Source organism: Microvirga aerilata, from assembly GCF_016743775.1.
GTDB classification, from domain to species: domain Bacteria; phylum Pseudomonadota; class Alphaproteobacteria; order Rhizobiales; family Beijerinckiaceae; genus Microvirga; species Microvirga aerilata.
Genome location: NZ_JAEQMY010000005.1, coordinates 149,205 through 165,876, shown reverse-complemented (window position 1 = coordinate 165,876; position 16,672 = coordinate 149,205). Strand labels below are relative to the sequence as shown.

At 65.9% G+C, this 16,672-nt stretch carries 17 protein-coding genes; 9 read left to right on the top strand and 8 right to left on the bottom strand.

The window, feature by feature from the left end:
- Positions 1–2: 2 nt before the first annotated feature.
- The 7 genes from JKG68_RS05520 to JKG68_RS05490 all read left to right on the top strand — a co-directional run bounded on the left by JKG68_RS05520 (position 3) and on the right by JKG68_RS05490 (position 6,891).
- Positions 3–1,850 carry an ABC transporter permease gene (locus tag JKG68_RS05520; protein WP_202056727.1) on the top strand — a complete coding sequence of 616 codons (1,848 nt, stop codon included), beginning with the start codon at positions 3–5 and terminating at the stop codon, positions 1,848–1,850.
- Positions 1,847–2,623, top strand: a complete 777-nt coding sequence (locus tag JKG68_RS05515; protein ID WP_202056725.1) for an ABC transporter ATP-binding protein — start codon at positions 1,847–1,849, stop codon at positions 2,621–2,623. The genes JKG68_RS05520 and JKG68_RS05515 overlap by 4 nt, the downstream gene beginning before the upstream one ends.
- On the top strand, positions 2,620–3,333 hold the full coding sequence (locus tag JKG68_RS05510) for an ABC transporter ATP-binding protein (RefSeq protein ID WP_202056723.1): 714 nt from the start codon (positions 2,620–2,622) through the stop codon (positions 3,331–3,333). The genes JKG68_RS05515 and JKG68_RS05510 overlap by 4 nt, the downstream gene beginning before the upstream one ends.
- Positions 3,334–3,471: 138 nt before the next feature.
- Positions 3,472–3,786: a 2Fe-2S iron-sulfur cluster-binding protein gene (locus JKG68_RS05505; protein ID WP_202056721.1), complete on the top strand. Its 315-nt coding sequence runs from the start codon at positions 3,472–3,474 to the stop codon at positions 3,784–3,786.
- Between the two features lie 67 nt (positions 3,787–3,853).
- Positions 3,854–4,897 (top strand): NAD(P)/FAD-dependent oxidoreductase, encoded by a 1,044-nt coding sequence (locus JKG68_RS05500; RefSeq protein ID WP_202056719.1) that lies wholly within the window; start codon positions 3,854–3,856, stop codon positions 4,895–4,897.
- Positions 4,898–5,189: 292 nt separating this feature from the next.
- Complete coding sequence (locus tag JKG68_RS05495; protein ID WP_202056717.1) at positions 5,190–6,428, top strand: allantoate amidohydrolase; 1,239 nt, start codon at positions 5,190–5,192, stop codon at positions 6,426–6,428.
- Between the two features lie 22 nt (positions 6,429–6,450).
- Positions 6,451–6,891 carry a GNAT family N-acetyltransferase gene (locus JKG68_RS05490; protein ID WP_202056714.1) on the top strand — a complete coding sequence of 147 codons (441 nt, stop codon included), beginning with the start codon at positions 6,451–6,453 and terminating at the stop codon, positions 6,889–6,891.
- Between the two features lie 6 nt (positions 6,892–6,897).
- On the opposite strand, the gene JKG68_RS05485 is transcribed toward JKG68_RS05490, so the two are convergent.
- Positions 6,898–7,413: a GNAT family N-acetyltransferase gene (locus JKG68_RS05485; protein WP_202056713.1), complete on the bottom strand. Its 516-nt coding sequence runs from the start codon at positions 7,411–7,413 to the stop codon at positions 6,898–6,900.
- 79 nt (positions 7,414–7,492) lie between these two features.
- Between JKG68_RS05485 and JKG68_RS05480 the strand changes: the two genes are divergently transcribed.
- Positions 7,493–7,798, top strand: a complete 306-nt coding sequence (locus tag JKG68_RS05480; RefSeq protein WP_202056712.1) for a hypothetical protein — start codon at positions 7,493–7,495, stop codon at positions 7,796–7,798.
- A gap of 50 nt (positions 7,799–7,848) precedes the next feature.
- On the opposite strand, the gene JKG68_RS05475 is transcribed toward JKG68_RS05480, so the two are convergent.
- The 5 genes from JKG68_RS05475 to ugpB all read right to left on the bottom strand — a co-directional run bounded on the left by JKG68_RS05475 (position 7,849) and on the right by ugpB (position 14,017).
- Complete coding sequence (locus JKG68_RS05475; protein WP_202056710.1) at positions 7,849–9,480, bottom strand: HAL/PAL/TAL family ammonia-lyase; 1,632 nt, start codon at positions 9,478–9,480, stop codon at positions 7,849–7,851.
- A gap of 172 nt (positions 9,481–9,652) precedes the next feature.
- Complete coding sequence (locus tag JKG68_RS05470) at positions 9,653–10,729, bottom strand: sn-glycerol-3-phosphate import ATP-binding protein UgpC (protein WP_202056709.1); 1,077 nt, start codon at positions 10,727–10,729, stop codon at positions 9,653–9,655.
- 115 nt (positions 10,730–10,844) lie between these two features.
- On the bottom strand, positions 10,845–11,693 hold the full coding sequence (ugpE, locus tag JKG68_RS05465) for a sn-glycerol-3-phosphate ABC transporter permease UgpE (protein ID WP_202056708.1): 849 nt from the start codon (positions 11,691–11,693) through the stop codon (positions 10,845–10,847).
- On the bottom strand, positions 11,693–12,574 hold the full coding sequence (gene ugpA / locus JKG68_RS05460; protein ID WP_202056707.1) for a sn-glycerol-3-phosphate ABC transporter permease UgpA: 882 nt from the start codon (positions 12,572–12,574) through the stop codon (positions 11,693–11,695). Before ugpA ends, ugpE begins: the two co-directional genes overlap by 1 nt.
- Positions 12,575–12,706: 132 nt before the next feature.
- Positions 12,707–14,017 carry a sn-glycerol-3-phosphate ABC transporter substrate-binding protein UgpB gene (ugpB, locus tag JKG68_RS05455; RefSeq protein ID WP_202056698.1) on the bottom strand — a complete coding sequence of 437 codons (1,311 nt, stop codon included), beginning with the start codon at positions 14,015–14,017 and terminating at the stop codon, positions 12,707–12,709.
- A gap of 206 nt (positions 14,018–14,223) precedes the next feature.
- On the opposite strand from ugpB, the gene JKG68_RS05450 reads away from it, so the two are divergent.
- Positions 14,224–14,991, top strand: coding sequence for a hypothetical protein (locus tag JKG68_RS05450; RefSeq protein ID WP_202056697.1), 768 nt, complete (start codon positions 14,224–14,226; stop codon positions 14,989–14,991).
- Between the two features lie 9 nt (positions 14,992–15,000).
- On the opposite strand, the gene JKG68_RS05445 is transcribed toward JKG68_RS05450, so the two are convergent.
- Together JKG68_RS05445 and JKG68_RS05440 are read right to left on the bottom strand one after the other, a co-directional pair.
- Positions 15,001–16,209 (bottom strand): NAD(P)/FAD-dependent oxidoreductase, encoded by a 1,209-nt coding sequence (locus JKG68_RS05445; protein ID WP_202056696.1) that lies wholly within the window; start codon positions 16,207–16,209, stop codon positions 15,001–15,003.
- Positions 16,206–16,634 carry an Lrp/AsnC family transcriptional regulator gene (locus tag JKG68_RS05440; protein ID WP_202056788.1) on the bottom strand — a complete coding sequence of 143 codons (429 nt, stop codon included), beginning with the start codon at positions 16,632–16,634 and terminating at the stop codon, positions 16,206–16,208. The genes JKG68_RS05445 and JKG68_RS05440 overlap by 4 nt, the downstream gene beginning before the upstream one ends.
- Between the last annotated feature and the right edge of the window lie 38 nt (positions 16,635–16,672).

Here is a 16,672-nt window from a genome sequence, read left to right as displayed (position 1 = left end):
GAATGGACCCCGCCTTCCTGGCCGTTCAGGCGCTCAGCGGCCTGTCCAGCGCCTCCTCGCTCTTCATCACCGCTTGCGGCCTGACCATTGTCTTCGGCGTCACCAGGATCGTGAACTTCGCGCACGGCTCGCTCTACATGATCGGCGCCTACACGGCCGCGACCCTGGTGCCGCGCCTGCTCGAACTCTCCTTTGGGCCAGCGACATTCTGGGCCGGCATTCTGGCCTCGGCTCTCATCGTCGGGCTCATCGGCGTCCTCATCGAGGTTCTGCTGCTGCGCCGCATCTACGGCGCGCCGGAACTCTTCCAGCTGCTCGCCACCTTCGGGGTCGTGCTCGTGGTGCAGGATCTGGTGGTGCAGGTCTTCGGTCCGCAGGACATCCTGGGGCCCCGCGCGCCGGGTTTGCGCGCGCCCGTCGAGATCCTCGGCCGGCGCTTCCCGTCCTATGAGCTCGTTCTGATCGCCGCAGGCCCCGTGGTTCTGGGGCTGGTCTGGCTGCTCCTGCGCAAGACGCGCTTCGGCGTTCTCGTGCGCGCGGCAACGCAGGATCGCGACATGGTGGCGTCGCTTGGCGTCAACCAGGCGATGCTGTTTACCGGCACGCTGTTTCTCGGCGCTTTTCTCGCAGGCCTCGGCGGCGCGCTCCAGATCCCGCGCGTGTCCGCCAACACCGGCATGGACCTGTCGATCATCGCGGAGGCCTTCGTGGTCACGGTGGTGGGCGGCATGGGCAGCGTGCCGGGGGCGTTTCTTGCGGCCCTCATCATCGGGCAGCTGCAGGCCTTCGGCATCCTGATCTTTCCCAAAAGCACCCTCGTCGTGGTGTTCCTGCTCATGGCCGTGGTGCTGGCGGTCCGGCCCTACGGCTTCTTCGGGCGTGCCGAGGTGATCGGCGGAACCCATGCGGTGGGCATTGCAAGCCACAAGCGCATGCCCCGTGGCACGCTCGCCGCATGGATCGCGATCGCAGCGCTCGCCTGCCTGCCCCTGGTGGGCGATGCCTACCTCCTGAAGGTGGCAACCGAGATCCTGATCTTCGCGCTCTTCGCCTTCAGCCTGCAGCTTCTCATCGGCGTCGGCGGCCTCGTGAGCTTCGGGCATGCGGCCTTCTTCGGCCTTGGCGCCTACGGCGCTGCGCTGGCGGTCAAATGGTACGGCGCGTCCATGGAGGCGGCCCTGCCTCTCGGGTTGTGTCTCGCCGCTTTGGGCGCGGCGCTGATCGGCGCCTTCGTGGTGCGCCTGTCGGGCATCTATCTGGCCATGATGACGCTCGCCGCCGCGCAGATCCTCTATGCGGTCGCCTTCCAGTGGGTGGAGGTGACAGGCGGCGACAACGGCATCGTCGGCGTCTGGCCGTCAGGCTGGGCGAGCGGACCTGTGCCCTACTACCTCCTGACGCTCGCGGTGACGGTGGTGGCGGTCTTCCTTCTCCGGCGCATCATCGACGCGCCCTTCGGCTATGCATTGCGCGCAGCCCGCGACTCGGAAGCCCGCGCCGAGGCCATCGGGTTGAAAGTGCGCCAGCACCGCTGGCTCGCTTTCGTGATCTCGGGCGCCGCCGCGGGGCTCGCGGGCGGCATCTACGCCTTCTCCCGCGGCTCCGTCGACCCGAGCCTGCTCGGCATCTCCACCTCCGTGGATGCCCTCACCATGCTGCTCCTCGGCGGCATCCAGACCGTGACGGGCCCGCTCGTGGGCGCGGGCGTGCTGCACTTCCTGCGGGATCTGATCATGCCGCTCACGCCGTTCTGGCGGCTGCTGCTCGGCCTGAGCATCATCGCCATGGTGCTGATTTTTCCGCGAGGCCTCGTCGGCACAATTCGCTACTGGCGGGAGGAGCGGGCATGACGCTTCTGTCCGTCCAGGGCCTGCACAAATCGTTCGGCGGCGTGGTGGCGGCCCGCGACGTGGCGTTCACGGTGGAGCGCGGCGAGATGCTCGCCATCATCGGTCCCAACGGCGCCGGCAAGTCCACCGTGTTCAACATGGTCGGCGGCCAGCTCCGCCCGGATCAGGGCCGTGTTCTGCTGGACGGGCAGGATATCACCGCCGCCTCGCCGCAGAAGCGCTTCCGCCGGGGCGTGGGCCGCACCTTCCAGGTGGCGCAGACATTTCTCTCCATGAGCGCTGCCGAAAACGTCCAGATGGCGCTGATCAGCTGCCACCGGAACAGCAACGGGCTCTGGACCCCGGCCCGGGAGCGCCACCGGGACAAGGCCCTGGAGCTCCTCTCCCAGGTCGGCATGGCGGAGGCCGCGGACGCTCCCTGCTCGTCGCTCGCCTATGGCGACGTGAAACGGGTGGAACTGGCCATCGCCCTGGCGGGTCAGCCCAAGCTCCTCCTCATGGACGAGCCCACCGCCGGCATGGCGCCCCGCGAACGGGCGGCGCTGATGGACCTGACCGCCTCCATCGCAGCCTCGCAAGGGATCGGCGTTCTCTTTACCGAGCATGACATGGATGTGGTCTTCGGCCACGCGGCCCGGGTGCTCGTTCTCCTGCGCGGCCAGATCATCGCCGCCGGGACCCCGGACGAGATTCGCCAGAACGAGCAGGTCAGGTGCGCCTATCTGGGGGACGAGCACGCCCTTGAGCCACCGACAGGGGTGAGCTCCGCATGAGCACGCCGCTTCTGGAAGTCTGGAACCTCTGCGCCTTCTATGGCCGCGCCCAGGTGCTGTTCGACCTCACCTTCCGGCTTCAGGCCGGCGAGGTCATGGCCCTGGTCGGCCGCAACGGGGCGGGCAAGACCACCACCCTCAAGGCGATCATGGGGCTGGTCTCCGCGTCAGCCAAGCAGGCAACCTTCAAGGGGCACTCGCTCGGAAGCCTTCCCACCTACAAGATTGCCCGGCTGGGCCTGGGCTACGTGCCCGAGGACCGGCGCATCTTCACGGATCTCACCGTCGAGGAGAACCTGGAGACGGGCCGCAGGCAGGCCAGCGCAGGCCGCTCGCCCTGGACGCCGGAGCGGCTTTTCCGGCTGTTTCCCAATCTGGCCGAGATGCGCGGGCGGCGCGGCAACCAGATGTCGGGCGGCGAGCAGCAGATGCTGGCGATCGCCCGCACCCTCATGGGCAACCCGGACGCCATCCTGCTCGACGAGCCTTCCGAGGGCATTGCCCCGGTGATCGTCCAGATGATGGCCGAGGCGGTCCGGGCCATGAAGGCGGAAGGCGTGGCGGTGCTGCTGTCGGAGCAGAACTGGGCCTTCGCGGCGGGCATCAGCGACCGGGCCTGCGTGATCGAGCGCGGCGAGATCCGCTTCCAGGGCTCCATGGCCGAGCTTATGGCGAACGAGGCCCTGCGGGCGGAGACGCTGGGTGTCTGAGAGCGCCACCATGACGCCCCGGCCCGGGCCATAAAGGCAACGCTAAACCGTTGACGGAACGGGCTCAAAGGACGATATGCAGCCCAGGGCGCGCCTGCCGCGCCATCTTCCCGAATTACCCAAAGGAATTCCCGCTTCATGGGCGTCATCCATGTGACCGACCGGACCGGCCAGCGCCACACTCTCGAAGCCGTCGAGGGCTGGCGGGTCATGGAGATCATCAGGGATTGGGGCCTGCCCATCGAGGGCCTGTGCGGCGGAGCCTGCGAATGCGCCACCTGCCACGTCTTCGTCTCCGAGGGGTGGGTGGACAAGCTCTATCCGGCCACCGACGAGGAAGAGGATCAGCTCGACACCGTGGTGACCAAGCCGAATTCCCGCCTGTCCTGCCAGATCCTCTGGAGCCCCGAACTCGACGGCCTGGAGGTCACCCTCGCGCCGACCGGCGAGTGACCTTTATCCTGCTGCATTGCCAATACGATAGAGACCTGACCTGTAAGGGTCTCGAAGGAGCCTGTTCATGACCGACCATATCGAAACCGACGTCGTCATCATCGGTGCCGGGCCCGTGGGCCTGTTCGCCGTGTTCGAACTGGGCCTCCTCGACATCAAATGCCACCTCATCGACATCCTGCCGAAGGTGGGCGGCCAATGCGCCGAGCTGTACCCGGAAAAGCCGATCTACGACATTCCGGGTTTTCCCATGGTCACGGGCCAGGGCCTCGTCGACAACCTGATGTCGCAGATCGAGCCCTTCAACGCGACCTTCCACCTCAACGAAATGGTGGAAAGCCTGGAAGTCCTGGGCACGCCCGAGGCGCCGCTCTTCCGGGTCAAGACCTCCGAGAACGGCACCACCTTCACCTGCAAGGCGGTGATCATCGCGGCCGGCGGCGGCTCGTTCCAGCCCAAGAAGCCCCCGATCGACAACATCGAGGCCTACGAGGGCACGAGCGTGTTCTATGCGGTGCGCAAGATGGAGATGTTCCGGAACAAGAAGGTGCTCATCGTCGGCGGCGGCGATTCCGCCCTCGACTGGACCGTGAACCTGCAGCCCATCGCCAAGCGCCTCACCCTGCTTCACCGCCGCGACGCCTTCCGGGCCGCGCCCCATACGGTGGAGAAGATGCGCTCGCTGGTCGCTGCCGGCGACATGGACCTGCATCTGGGCCAGGTAAGCGCGCTCAAGGGCAACAATCACGTGCTGGAAGGGGCTGTGGTCCGCAAGGACGACGGCTCGGAGCACCTGGTGGATTGCGACGTGATGCTGCCCTTCTTCGGGCTCACCATGAAGCTCGGCCCCATCGGCGAGTGGGGCCTGAACCTGCACGAGAACCTGATCCCCGTCGATACGGAGAAGTTCGAGACCAACGTTCCGGGCATCTTCGCCATCGGCGACATCAACACCTATCCGGGCAAGCTGAAGCTCATCCTCTCGGGCTTCCACGAGGGCGCGCTCGCGGCGCAGAAGGTGCATCGCTACGTGTATCCCGAGAAGCGGCTGCTGTTCCAATACACCACATCGTCCACGAGCCTGCAGAAGAAGCTCGGCGTGGCGGCTTGAATCTTCTGCTTCTACGCGTTGCGGACAGCCTCCGCACGTCATGGCCGTTCTCGGACATGATCCGGGGACGGCCATCTCGATTCCATGAAGCGGCGCGCATGTCCGATCGGGATCACCGGCACAAGGCCGGTGATGACGGAGGATGTCTCAGAGAGCACCGGGTTCTCCTTCGAAATCCTCGCGGCGCGACCTTCGCAGGATGAGGTTTCGGGTAGCTCCAACGGCGAAAGCTTTTGAGAACTAGCCCGCTCTCCCCTTGCGAAGCGGCCCGGTTCCTGAAACTCTCGCGCCCATGACAGACCCGACAAATCTCACCCTCGGCCGCCGCGTGATGGCGATGATCGAGGAGCTTGCCCAACACAGCGACGAGCCCGGCCGCCTCACGCGCCTTTATCTCTCCGATGCGCACCGCAGGGCGGCGGAAGCCACCTTGGGGCTGATGCAGGAGGCGGGCCTGAACGCCCATATCGATGCCCTCGGCTCCGTGATCGGCCGCATCGAAGGCAGCGATCCCGACGCCCCTGCCCTCATCATCGGCTCCCATATCGATTCCGTGGTGGATGCGGGCCGCTACGACGGCAATCTCGGCGTGGTGCTCGGCATCGTCGCAATCGAAGCCCTGCGCCGGCAGGGGATCGCGCCGGCCTGCCCCATCGAGGTCGTGGCCTTCGGGGACGAGGAGAACGTGCGCTTCCCCACCAATCTGTCCACCTCCCATGCCCTTGCGGGCCTCTTCAACCCGGCTTGGCTCGACGGGAAGGATCAGGACGGCGTCACGCTTCGCGATGCGCTTGTCCGCTTCGGCGGCGATCCCGACGGCGCTGCGGCGCTCGCCCGCGATCCCGCCCGCACTCTTGGCTATCTCGAGGTGCATATCGAGCAGGGCCCGCAGCTCGAAGCGGAGGATTTGGCGGTCGGCATCGTGTCGGCCATCAACGGCATCACCCGCGCCCGCGCCACCTTGATCGGCGAGGCGGGCCATGCGGGAACGGTACCCATGCATATGCGCCGCGATGCCCTGGCGGCGGTGGCCGAGATGATCGGCATCGTGGAGCGCGCGGGCTCCATCCGCACCGACACGGTGGCGACCGTCGGCGTCGCCCAGGTGCAGCCGGGCGCGATCAACGTGATCCCGGCGCGGGTCGACTTCACCCTCGATGCGCGCGCGCCCGACGACGCGGTGCGCCAAGCCATGGTGCAGGACATCACCACCGAATGCCAGGCCGCCGCCCAACGGCGCGGCGTGAATCTTTCCATCGAGCCGTTCATGGATTCGCCCGCCACGCCCATGGACAAGGGTCTCATCGGGCAACTCGAAAACGCGGTGAGAAGCCTCGGCATCGAGCCGCTTCACCTCGCCTCCGGCGCCGGACACGATGCGGTCGCCATGGCCAATCTTTGCCCCTCCGCCATGCTCTTCGTGCGCTGCAAGGGCGGCATCAGCCACAACCCGGCGGAGTCGATTACGGTCGAGGACGCGGACGCGGCGGCGCGGGTGCTGATCGAGGCCGTGAAACGGATTGTCGCGTGATTTGCCGGTACGGGTTTTCCCGATGACGGGTGCGCCGGTCATCGCATTTGTGGACCCTGATCCCGAGCTCCAGGCTGTTGTCCTGGAAGGGGTGCGGGCGTTCAACAAGACCCTGTTCGCCAATCATCCGCCGGGCCAGGACCTCGCCATCGCCATTCGTGACCCGGACAGGGACGAGCCTGTCGGAGGCCTCCTGGGCCGCACGGCCGGAGGATGGCTCGCCATCGAGCTGATCTTCGTGCCCGAAGCCTTCCGGGGCATGGGACTTGCTACGAGGCTCGTCGCTATGGCCGAGGAGGAGGCTCGGCGCCGCGGCTGCCATTCGGCCTGGCTCGATACGCTCAACCCCGGTGCGCTCACGCTCTACCGGCGCTTGGGCTATGAGATTTTCGGCGAGCTCAAGGACTACCCGGCCGGGTTCAGCCGCTTCTTCCTGCAGAAGAAGCTCGACGGCGCTCTCTGAGCGGGCTCAGCCGCGCCATTCCTCCGACAGCACGGCCCAGCGCTCATGGTCGCGCCAGTCGCCGTCGATCTTGAGGTAGCGGGGCGAGTAGCCCTCCTGTCGAAAGCCCAGCCTTTTGACGAGCGCCCGCGAGGGCTCGTTGCCCGGCTGGATGTTGGCCTCCACCCGGTGCAGGCCGAGCTCCCCGAAGGCATGGGCGACCACGAGGCCCACGGCTTCGCCCATCAGGCCGCGCCCGGTCATGCCGGCCATGCCGTAATAGCCCATATAGGCGCTCTGGAAGAAGCCGCGCACGATCTCGCTGAGATTCACCACGCCCACGATCCTGCCGCTCTCCCGGTCGCGGGCGATGAAGCCCATGGACCGGTCGCCGTCGCAGCGCATGAGGTAGCCGAGGAAGCTCGCCTGGTCGCGGCAGGGCGACACCCAGGGTTCGTGGAGGTCGATGCTCGCCAGGTTGGCGGCAACGAGCTCGGCGCCGTCGGAGGCTTGAACGGGGCGAATCGCAACGCGGGACGGCATAGGGGTTCATTCCAGCTTCAGGAACCATGGCATAAGCATGCCGTTGTCGTCAGCCCCTTCTCATAACAAGGAATGGACCATGCGAGCCATCATTCTCCCCGCTTTCGCCCTTGCTCTCGGCGCAGGCTTCTTTGCGGCCCCGCAGGAGGCTCAGGCGCGTTTCGGCGCTCAGCAGCTGGAAGCGCCGACGCTCGTGGACAACGTGCAATGCGTCACCCGCCGGATCCGCACCGTGCGGCCCAACGGACGGGTGGTCTATCGCACTGTGCGCAATTGCGGCGTGGGCCGCGGCTTCGGCCGTGTCGAACGCTGCCGCACGATTCGCGAGCGTGTCTACCGCCCGAACGGCAACGTGGTTTACCGCACCATTCGCCGCTGCCGTTGATCCATCTCGGCCGGAACGATCAAGGGCCCGGTGCGAACCGGGCCCTTTTGCTATTCCAGTTCGCCGATGGCGCTCTCGACCGCCTCGACCACGGCGCCTGAACGCACGAGGTCGAGCGCCTGGCGCATTTCGGTGGCGTACCAGCGGTCGCCTTCGAGGGCCGGCGGGATGACGGCGCGAATGGCCTCGATGGCGGCGCGCGAGCCCCTGCCGAGCGGATAATCGCCGGCAATCGGCTCCACCAGGGTCAGAGCCTGTGCTGCCATCAGCAATTCGCCCGCTACGATCTGCTCCACGTTCTCCACGATGCTGCGGGCTTTGCGCCCGCACCAGGTGGAGTTGGAGACATGGTCCTCGGCATTCGACTTGCCCGGAATGGAATCGACCGAACCTGGGGTCGCAAGGCTCCGGTTCTCCATGACGAGCGCCGACAGGGAGCACTGCACCGTGGCAAAGCCCGTGTTGAGGCCGCGCTTGCCGGCAAGCAGGTTGCGCGGCAGGCCGTAGGACATGGTGGGATCGATGAGGCGCGCGAGGCGCCGCTCGGAGATGGAGCCGAGATCGGCCATGGCGATCGACAGGAAATCCATCGCCTGCGCCATGTACTGGCCGTGGAAATGCCCGCCGGAGATCGACACGTAGCCGCCCTGGCCGTCGTCGAAGATCAGCGGGTTGTCGGTGGCGGAGTTCATCTCCGTGCCGACGATGCGCTCCACATACTCCACCGCCTCCACGGCAGGACCGTGCACCTGCGGCGTGCAGCGCAGCGAATAAACGTCCTGCACGCGGGGAGCGGCGGGCTGGCCCGGCTGTCGCGGCTCGTCGGGAAAGACGATGTTGCGCGCATCCTGCGAGCAGCGCTTCGTGCCGTCGAGGATCCGCAGCAGGTTGCGCGCCACCCGCGCCTGGCCCGGGTGGGGACGGGCCTTGTGCACGCGAGGGTCGAAGGCTGCGAGCTCGCCGCGCATGGCCTCCAGCGACAGGCACATGGCGACGTCGGCATGCTTCAGGATGCGGCGCGCATCGTGCGTGGCGAGAGCGCCCAGCGCCAGCGAGGTGGTCGAGCCGTTGATGAGCGCCGAGGCATCCTTGGCGCCGAGCTCGAAATCCGGATCGAAGCCCGCAGCCGCAATTGCCTCGCGGGCCGGCATGATGCGGCCGCGATAGACCATGTGGGCTTCCGCAAAGCCGCAGACCGCGCCGGCCATATGGGCCAGCGGCGCGAGATCGCCCGATGCGCCCACGGAGCCTTTCTGGGGGATCACGGGATGCAGGCCCGCATTGAGGAAGGCAAGCAGCCGCTCGACCAGTTCAACCTGCGGGCCGGAATAGTTCGACGCGAAGGCGTTGGCGCGCAGCAGCATCATGGCCCGGGTCACGTCCTCGGCAAAGGGCTCGCCGACGCCGGTCGCATGGGCATAGACGGTCTTCTGCTGGTAGGCCGCCATGTCGCTGATGAGAACGCGCTGGTCCTTGAACAGGCCGACGCCGGTGTTGAAGGCGTACATGAGCGGCGCGTCATCATGCATCCAGGTGCGGTCGATATAATCCCGCGTGGCGGCGATCCGCTCGCGCGCCTCCGGGGCCAGGGCGGCCGGCGCAAACTGGCCCCCGGCGTCGGGGCGCGATACGCGCACCACGTCCTGAATGTCGAGAGTGGCCCCGTCGAGCTTGACCGTCATCGCTGTTCCTCACGTTGTAGCAAGAGGGATACCGGGGCTTCGAACGAGGTGCAACCGCTGCCCTCGCACAGGTTCGTCGCAGAGCCGGCGCGGCATCATGGACGTAGCCATGAAAAAGGCCTCGGGCATGCCCGAGGCCTGAAGTGCTCGATACCGAACCCCGCAATCGGGATCAGACCCGGCCGAGACGCTTTGTGGTCTGCGGGTCGAAGAGGTGGACGTTGGCCGGGTCGACGGCGAGCGTCAGCTTGCGGGTGTCGGCGGCGATCTGGCCCGTGGAGGCCTGCACGACGAATTCCGCTCCGGCGACCTTGCCGTGGAAGAGCTGGGTCGCGCCGAGTTCCTCGACGAAATCCACGTCCATGGACAGCGAGCTCGCGCCAGTGCCGCCGGCCTGCACGTCCTCGGGACGCAGGCCCACCTCGATGGCGGAGCCCGGAGTGAGGCCGTCACGCATGTCGGTGACCGCGATCGACTGACCGCCCACGGAGACGCGGCCTGGGCCTTCCACGGTTCCGGGCAGGATGTTCATGGGCGGGGAGCCGATGAAGGTGGCGACGAACCGGGTCTCGGGACGGCGGTAGACCTCGGCCGGGGTGCCGACCTGCTCGATCTGGCCGCCGGACATCACCACCAGCTTGTCGGAAAGCGTCATGGCTTCGACCTGATCGTGGGTCACGTAGATCGAGGTCACGCCGAGCGCCCGCTGCAGGCGCTTGATCTCCACGCGCATCTGCACGCGCAGCTTGGCGTCGAGGTTGGAGAGCGGCTCGTCGAACAGGAACACCTGGGGCTTGCGCACGATGGCGCGGCCCATGGCGACGCGCTGGCGCTGGCCGCCGGAGAGGGCGCGCGGCTTGCGGGTGAGGAAGGGCTCGATGGCGAGGATGCGGGCTGCCTCCTTCACGCGTTTCTCGATCTCGTCCTTGGGCGTGCCGCGGTTCTTCAGGCCATAGGCCATGTTGTCGTAGACGCTCATATGCGGGTAGAGCGCGTAGTTCTGGAACACCATCGCGATGTCGCGATCCGCAGGCTCGACCTGGTTCACGACCCGGTTGCCGATCTTCACCTCGCCGCCCGAGATGGTCTCCAGGCCTGCGATCATGCGCAGCAACGTGGACTTGCCGCAGCCCGACGGGCCGACCAGCACGCAGAAGGAGCCGTCCTCGATGCCGAGCGACACGCCCTTCACGGCCTCCACATTGCCCGCGTAAACTTTCCTGACGGTATCGAGCGTTACCCCTGCCATCGGTCTTTTCCTTTTAACCCCTGCCCGCACAGCTCAAGGGCTCCGGGCGATAATTTCAGTGAGGGAGAAGAGCCCCTCCTGCCTGGGCAGGAGGGGCCATGCGCGACCTTGCGCGTTATTTTTCCGTTTCGACGAGGCCCTTCACGAAGAGCCTCTGCATGAAGATGACCACGAGCACCGGCGGCAGCATGGCGAGCACCGCGGTCGTCATGGCGATCTGCCACTCCGTCAGAACGTCCTGGGTCGTGAGCATCTGCTTGATGCCGATGACGATGGTCTGCATGGAGCTCTTCGTGGTGATCAGGAGCGGCCAGAGATACTGGTTCCAGCCATAGATGAACTGAATCACGAACAGCGCCGCGATCGTCGTGACGGAGAGCGGGACCAGCGTATCCTTGAAGAAGCGGAACGCGCCCGCGCCGTCGATTTTCGACGCCTCCAGCAGCTCGTCGGGAATCGTCATGAAGAACTGCCGGAACAGCAGCGTGCCGGTGGCCGAGGCGATGAGCGGCAGGATGAGGCCCGTATAGGTGTCGAGCATCCCCAGATCGGCGACGATCTTATAGGTCGGATAGATGCGCACTTCCACGGGCAGCATCAGGGTGATGAAGATGATCCAGAACGCCGTCTTGCGGAACGGGAAGTTGAAATACACCACCGCGAAGGCGGACAGGATCGAGATCAGGATCTTCCCGAGGGCGATGCCCATGGCCATGATGAACGAGTTCACCATCATGCCGCCGACCGACTGGCCAGACGTGCGGGCGGTGCCCTCGAACAGGGTGCGGTAATAGTTGACCGGGGCCTGATCGCCGGGGATCAGCGACATGTTGCCGTTGCTGATGGTGGCGGAATCGTAGGTGGACGCCACGAAGGCCACATAGACCGGGAAGGCCACGATGAAGACGCCGAGGGCCAGGGTCAGGTAGGCAATGAAATTGCCGAAGGGACGATTCTCGACCATCAGTACTGCACCTTCCGCTCGACGTAACGGAACTGGATGGCGGTCAGCGCGATCACGATCACCATCAGGATCACCGACTGTGCGGCCGAGCCGCCGAGATCGCCGCCGAGGCGGCCGTCCGCATACACTTTGTAGACCAGGGTCGTGGTCTGCCCGGCCGGTCCGCCACCCGTCACGGCGTCGATGATGCCGAAGGTTTCGAAGAACACGTACACGATGGTGACGACGATGAGGAAGAAGGTCGTGGGCGAAAGGAGCGGGAAGATGATGGTCCAGAAGCGGCGCATGGGGCCGGAACCGTCGATGGCCGCCGCCTCGATCACGCTCTTGGGGATCGCCTGCAGGCCCGCGAGGAAGAACAGGAAGTTGTAGCTCACCTGCTTCCAGGTCGCCGACAGCACCAGCAGGATCATGGCGTGGTTGGCGTTGAGCATCGGGTTCCAGTTGACACCCATCGCCCTGATCGGCCCGGACACCATGCCGAGGGTGGGATGGAACATGAAGATCCACAGAACGCCCGCAATGGCGGGAGCCACCGCATAGGGCCAGATCAGCAGGGTCTTATAGCCCTGCCCGAAGCGCAGCTGCTTGTCGGCCTGGGAGGCGAGGAGCAGGGCGAGCGACAGGGACAGGAAAGCAACGGCGGCGGAGAACACGCCGGTCGTCACCATGGCCCGGTAGTATTCGGGCTGCCCGAACAGGGCGCGGTAATTCTCGAAGCCGACGAACTCGCTCGAGAGGCCGAAGGCGTCCTCGAGCAGGAACGATTGCCAGATGGCCTGGGAGGCAGGCCAGTAGAAGAAGATGAGCGTGATCGCCATCTGCGGCAGGAGCAGCATGTATGGCAGGGTCTTGCTCGAAAACAGAGCTCGTTTTTCCATGGTCCTTGGGTCACCCGGTGCGAACCTGCCCGGATCGACGTCCTCCGTGCCGCAGGCTTCTTCTTGTCTTTTTTACAGCATCGTCCCGGGCGGTCACAGACCGCCCGGGACAACATGATCGCCTATAAAGTCTTAGCGGCTGACGGTGCGCTCAAACTGGCGAAGGGTCTGGTTGCTGCGGGTCACGGCTGCGTCGAGGGCGTCCTTGGCCGACTTCTGGCCGGCGAGGGCAGCCTCGATCTCCTCCGAGATCATGTCGCGGATCTGAACCATGTTGCCGAAGCGCAGGCCGCGGGAGTTCTCGGTCGGCTCCTTGTTGGTGAGCTCGAGCAGAGGCGTCTGCACGACCGGGTTCTTCTCGTAGAAGCCCGAAGCCTTAGTCTTCTCGTAGGCTGCCTTGGTGATCGGCAGGTAGCCCGACTCCTGGTGCAGCTTCGACTGGCGGTCCGTGTCCGACAGGAAGGTGAAGAACTTGGCGACGCCCTTGTACTCGTCAGCCTTCTTGCCGCCCATGACCCAGAGCGATGCGCCGCCGATGATGGAGTTCTGCGGAGCGCCCTGAACGTCCGGGTAGTACGGCATCGGCACCGAAGCGTAGTCGAACTTCGCGTTCGCCTTCACGTTGCCGAAGAAGCCCGAGGAGTTGAGGAAGATCGCGCATTCGCCGGAGGTGAAGCGGCCCTCAGACTTCGAGTCGCGGCCCGAATAGTCGAAGGTCTTGTCCTTCTGCAGGTCCACAAGGGTCTGCAGGTGCTTCACGTGGAGCGGGGAGTTGAACTTCATCTCCGTGTCGAAGCCGTCGAGGCCGTTGGCCTTGGTGGCCATCGGCACGTTGTGCCAGGCGGAGAACTGCTCGATCATCGCCCAGGTGATCCAGGCCGAGGAGAAGCCGCAGGTCTCGTGTCCGGCGGCCTTGAGCTTCTTGGCCGCGTCGAACACCTGAGGCCAGGTCTTCGGAACCTCGGCGACGCCGGCCTTCTTCAGCTCGTCCCGGTTGACCCACATGACCATGGAGGAGGAGTTGAACGGGAAGGAGAGCATCTCGCCCTTGGCCGTGGAATAGTAGCCGGTGATGGTGGGCAGATAGGCCTGCGGATCGAACTTCTCGCCCGCTTCCTTCATCAGCTCGTGGACCGGCTTCACGGCGCCGCGGGCGCCCATCATGGTGGCGGTGCCGACCTCGAAGACCTGGATGATGTGGGGAGCGTTGCCGGCGCGGAAGGCGGCGATGCCGGCGTTCATGGTGTCGGGATAGGTGCCCTTATAGGTTGGGACGACCTTGTACTCGCTCTGGCTTGCGTTGAAATCGGCCGCAAGCTTGTTGATGATGTCGTTGTTGGCGCCCGTCATGGCGTGCCACCACTGGAGTTCCGTCTGTGCGAAGGCGGAGGTGCTCGTCACGAGGCAGAGGGCCAAAGCGCCGAGAAGGGACTTCTTCATCATTCTAATCTCTCCCGTATCATCCCGCTGGGATGTTATTGTCGTTCATCACCCCTGGGTTAAACCCGGATGACGTTTTGATGACGAAAACATGACAATCATAGCCGGCTTCAAAATGGAAGCCCTCTCATCAAAAAGGCTTAATGCCCCGGCCCGGGAACAGGCCCGAGCGCCTCTTCGTTGAGGGAGTAACCATAGGTAAGAGCCCCATGCCCCAGATGATCACAGCCCTTTTCAGGGATCCTGCCCAAGCCCGCCAAGGTCTCCAGGCCCTGCTGGAGATGGGCATCGCCCAGACGCGCATCGTTGCAGTCGGCAACGAGGATGCGCGGGAGATCTCGTCGATCTCGGGCTTCCGGACCCTTGAGGCCCAGGACGAATCCGGGGCGGCCCTCCACGGCCTCGACCTGCCGGAATCCGACCTGCGGCTCTTCGAACAGGGACTGCAACGGGGTTGCTCCTTGATAGCCGCCCGGGTCGACAGGGAAAATCTAGAGGAGGCCGCCCGCGTGCTGGAGATGTTCGATCCGGTCGATCTGGACAGCAGCAGCCGGGAATGGCTGAACGAAAGCGGCTCCGGTGGCGGCGGTCAGGACCAGAGCGGCGTGGACCAGGGCGGCGTGGACTTGGGCGGCGTGGACTTGGGCGCTCCGCTCGGCGCCGGGCTCACCGGCGGATCCGCGGCCGGCATGACCAACACCAGCGCCGTGCCCGGCATGGGCCTGATGGGGGAGGCGGCCGACGATCTCGGCAGCTCCGACCTGCAAACGGACGAGATCTCGCAGCCGAACCAAGGGTCGAGCACCACGGTGGGAACCGGCACGCGCCGCGGCGACGCGCGCGCCGACCGGGAGGGCGTCAACGAGCTGGATGCCGGGTCCGGCCCCGTGCCTGTTCAGGCAGGCCTTCTCGAGCGTCACATGCACCGGGGCGGCCGCGTGTGGGTGTTCGGCTCCCCCGGCAGCGGCACCGCCTAGACGACATTGCTAGATCACGTTGCGCTCGAGCAACGGCCGATTGGCCAGAACACGCGCGTAGCCGAGCTCGGACAGGTCCAAGGTCCGATAGCCGCCATGGACGATCAGCTCGGCAAGCCCCCGGCCGATGGCAGGGGCCTGCTGGAGCCCATGGCCCGAGAAGCCGTTGCATAGATAGAAGTTCTTGAACGCGCCTGCCTGACCAATGATGGCATTGTGGTCGAGCAGGCACATATCGTAGGGACCCGACCAGGCGCGGCCGGGCTTGATCGCCTCGAAGGCCGGAACCCGGTGGGCGAGCGACGGCCAGATGAACTCCTCGAAGAAGGAGTGGTCGATCTCCTGCGATGACGGATCCTCGTCGAACCAGTCGGAGTCGAGATCGGCCTCCGGCGAGGCGCCGCAGATGAAATGGCCCTCTCCTTCCGGGCGCACATAGGCGCCCGACGTGTCGATGAGCAGCGGGCAGCCTTCCACGGCCTCCTTGCAGGCGAAGGTGAACACGTAGCGGCGCTTGGCCTGGACCGGGATGTCGAGCCCGGCTTTTGCGGCCAGCGCCCGTCCGCCGGAGCCGGCGCAGTTGACGAGAGCCCCGCAGGCGATCCGCGTGCCGTCCTTGAGGCGCACGGCCACGATGGTATCGCCGTCCCGCTCCACCTCGGCCACCTCGCCTTTCACATACTCCGCGCCAAGCGAGCGCGCCTTCCGCCGGAAGGCCTGGAGCAGGCCCCAGCCGTCGAACCAGCCCTCGCCCGAACGGCCCCAGGTGCCGGCCGCCAGATCCTCCACGTTGAGCCAGGGGAAGCGGCTTTTCAGCTCGTCCGGCTGCAGGAACAGGATGTCCGCGCCCTCCGCCGACTGGAGCGCCTGGTTCTCACGCAGAACCGGCGCACCCGCTTCCGTTGCGCAATAGAGATAGCCGCCCTCCTTCAATCCGATCTCGGGCCGCTCGCCATCGACGGCGAGATGGTCGCCGATGCCTCGCAGGAACCGGATGCCATAAAGGGAGATGCGGATGTTCACGGCGCTGGAATATTGCTGCCGGATCGAGGCGGCCGAGAGCGCCGAGGCCGAAAGCTGGTAGGTCGGGTCCTTCTCGACCACGATGACGCGGCCCTTGAAGCCTGAATCGGCGAGCAGGTGATAAGCCGTGGAGGAGCCCATCACGGCGCCGCCGACGATCACCACATCGGCTGAGAGGGAGGTGGCTGGGGTCATCGTTCGAATTTCGTTGAAAGGATGATGGAGGACTGGGTGCGCTCCACCCCCTCGAGCGCGCCGATCTTGTCGATGGCGGCGTCCAGGGAGGGAACGTCCTGAGCCTCTACCACCGCCAGGAGATCGAAGACACCGGCGACCGAATGAAGCGCGCGCAATTCAGGCATGCGCTGGAGCGCCGAAACCACGCCCCCGGAGGCCTTGGGCACCACCACGATGGTCACATGGGCCCGCACCAGGCGGCTCGAAACCTCCTCGGCCAGACGCAGGGTATAGCCGGCGATCACGCCCCGGCGCTCCAGGCTCTCGACCCGGGCCTGCACCGTGGTGCGGGAGAGCTTCAGGCGCCGTGCCGCCTCCGCATGACCGATGCGGGCATTCTCCCGCAGGAGGGCGATCAAGGCACGATCCGTGGCGTCGAGCATCGTTGTGACCAGTTGTGTCGGCGTTCTGCCGAGAACTA

Excerpts from the sequence above, each read along its gene's own strand:
- JKG68_RS05520 (WP_202056727.1), top strand. The coding sequence starts at position 3 with ATGGACCCCGCCTTCCTGGCCGTTCAGGCGCTCAGCGGCCTGTCCAGC.
- JKG68_RS05515 (WP_202056725.1), top strand. The coding sequence starts at position 1,847 with ATGACGCTTCTGTCCGTCCAGGGCCTGCACAAATCGTTCGGCGGCGTG.
- JKG68_RS05510 (WP_202056723.1), top strand. The coding sequence starts at position 2,620 with ATGAGCACGCCGCTTCTGGAAGTCTGGAACCTCTGCGCCTTCTATGGC.
- JKG68_RS05505 (WP_202056721.1), top strand. The coding sequence starts at position 3,472 with ATGGGCGTCATCCATGTGACCGACCGGACCGGCCAGCGCCACACTCTC.
- JKG68_RS05500 (WP_202056719.1), top strand. The coding sequence starts at position 3,854 with ATGACCGACCATATCGAAACCGACGTCGTCATCATCGGTGCCGGGCCC.
- JKG68_RS05495 (WP_202056717.1), top strand. The coding sequence starts at position 5,190 with ATGACAGACCCGACAAATCTCACCCTCGGCCGCCGCGTGATGGCGATG.
- JKG68_RS05490 (WP_202056714.1), top strand. The coding sequence starts at position 6,451 with ATGACGGGTGCGCCGGTCATCGCATTTGTGGACCCTGATCCCGAGCTC.
- JKG68_RS05485 (WP_202056713.1), bottom strand. The coding sequence starts at position 7,413 with ATGCCGTCCCGCGTTGCGATTCGCCCCGTTCAAGCCTCCGACGGCGCC.
- JKG68_RS05480 (WP_202056712.1), top strand. The coding sequence starts at position 7,493 with ATGCGAGCCATCATTCTCCCCGCTTTCGCCCTTGCTCTCGGCGCAGGC.
- JKG68_RS05475 (WP_202056710.1), bottom strand. The coding sequence starts at position 9,480 with ATGACGGTCAAGCTCGACGGGGCCACTCTCGACATTCAGGACGTGGTG.
- JKG68_RS05470 (WP_202056709.1), bottom strand. The coding sequence starts at position 10,729 with ATGGCAGGGGTAACGCTCGATACCGTCAGGAAAGTTTACGCGGGCAAT.
- ugpE (WP_202056708.1), bottom strand. The coding sequence starts at position 11,693 with ATGGTCGAGAATCGTCCCTTCGGCAATTTCATTGCCTACCTGACCCTG.
- ugpA (WP_202056707.1), bottom strand. The coding sequence starts at position 12,574 with ATGGAAAAACGAGCTCTGTTTTCGAGCAAGACCCTGCCATACATGCTG.
- ugpB (WP_202056698.1), bottom strand. The coding sequence starts at position 14,017 with ATGATGAAGAAGTCCCTTCTCGGCGCTTTGGCCCTCTGCCTCGTGACG.
- JKG68_RS05450 (WP_202056697.1), top strand. The coding sequence starts at position 14,224 with ATGCCCCAGATGATCACAGCCCTTTTCAGGGATCCTGCCCAAGCCCGC.
- JKG68_RS05445 (WP_202056696.1), bottom strand. The coding sequence starts at position 16,209 with ATGACCCCAGCCACCTCCCTCTCAGCCGATGTGGTGATCGTCGGCGGC.
- JKG68_RS05440 (WP_202056788.1), bottom strand. The coding sequence starts at position 16,634 with ATGCTCGACGCCACGGATCGTGCCTTGATCGCCCTCCTGCGGGAGAAT.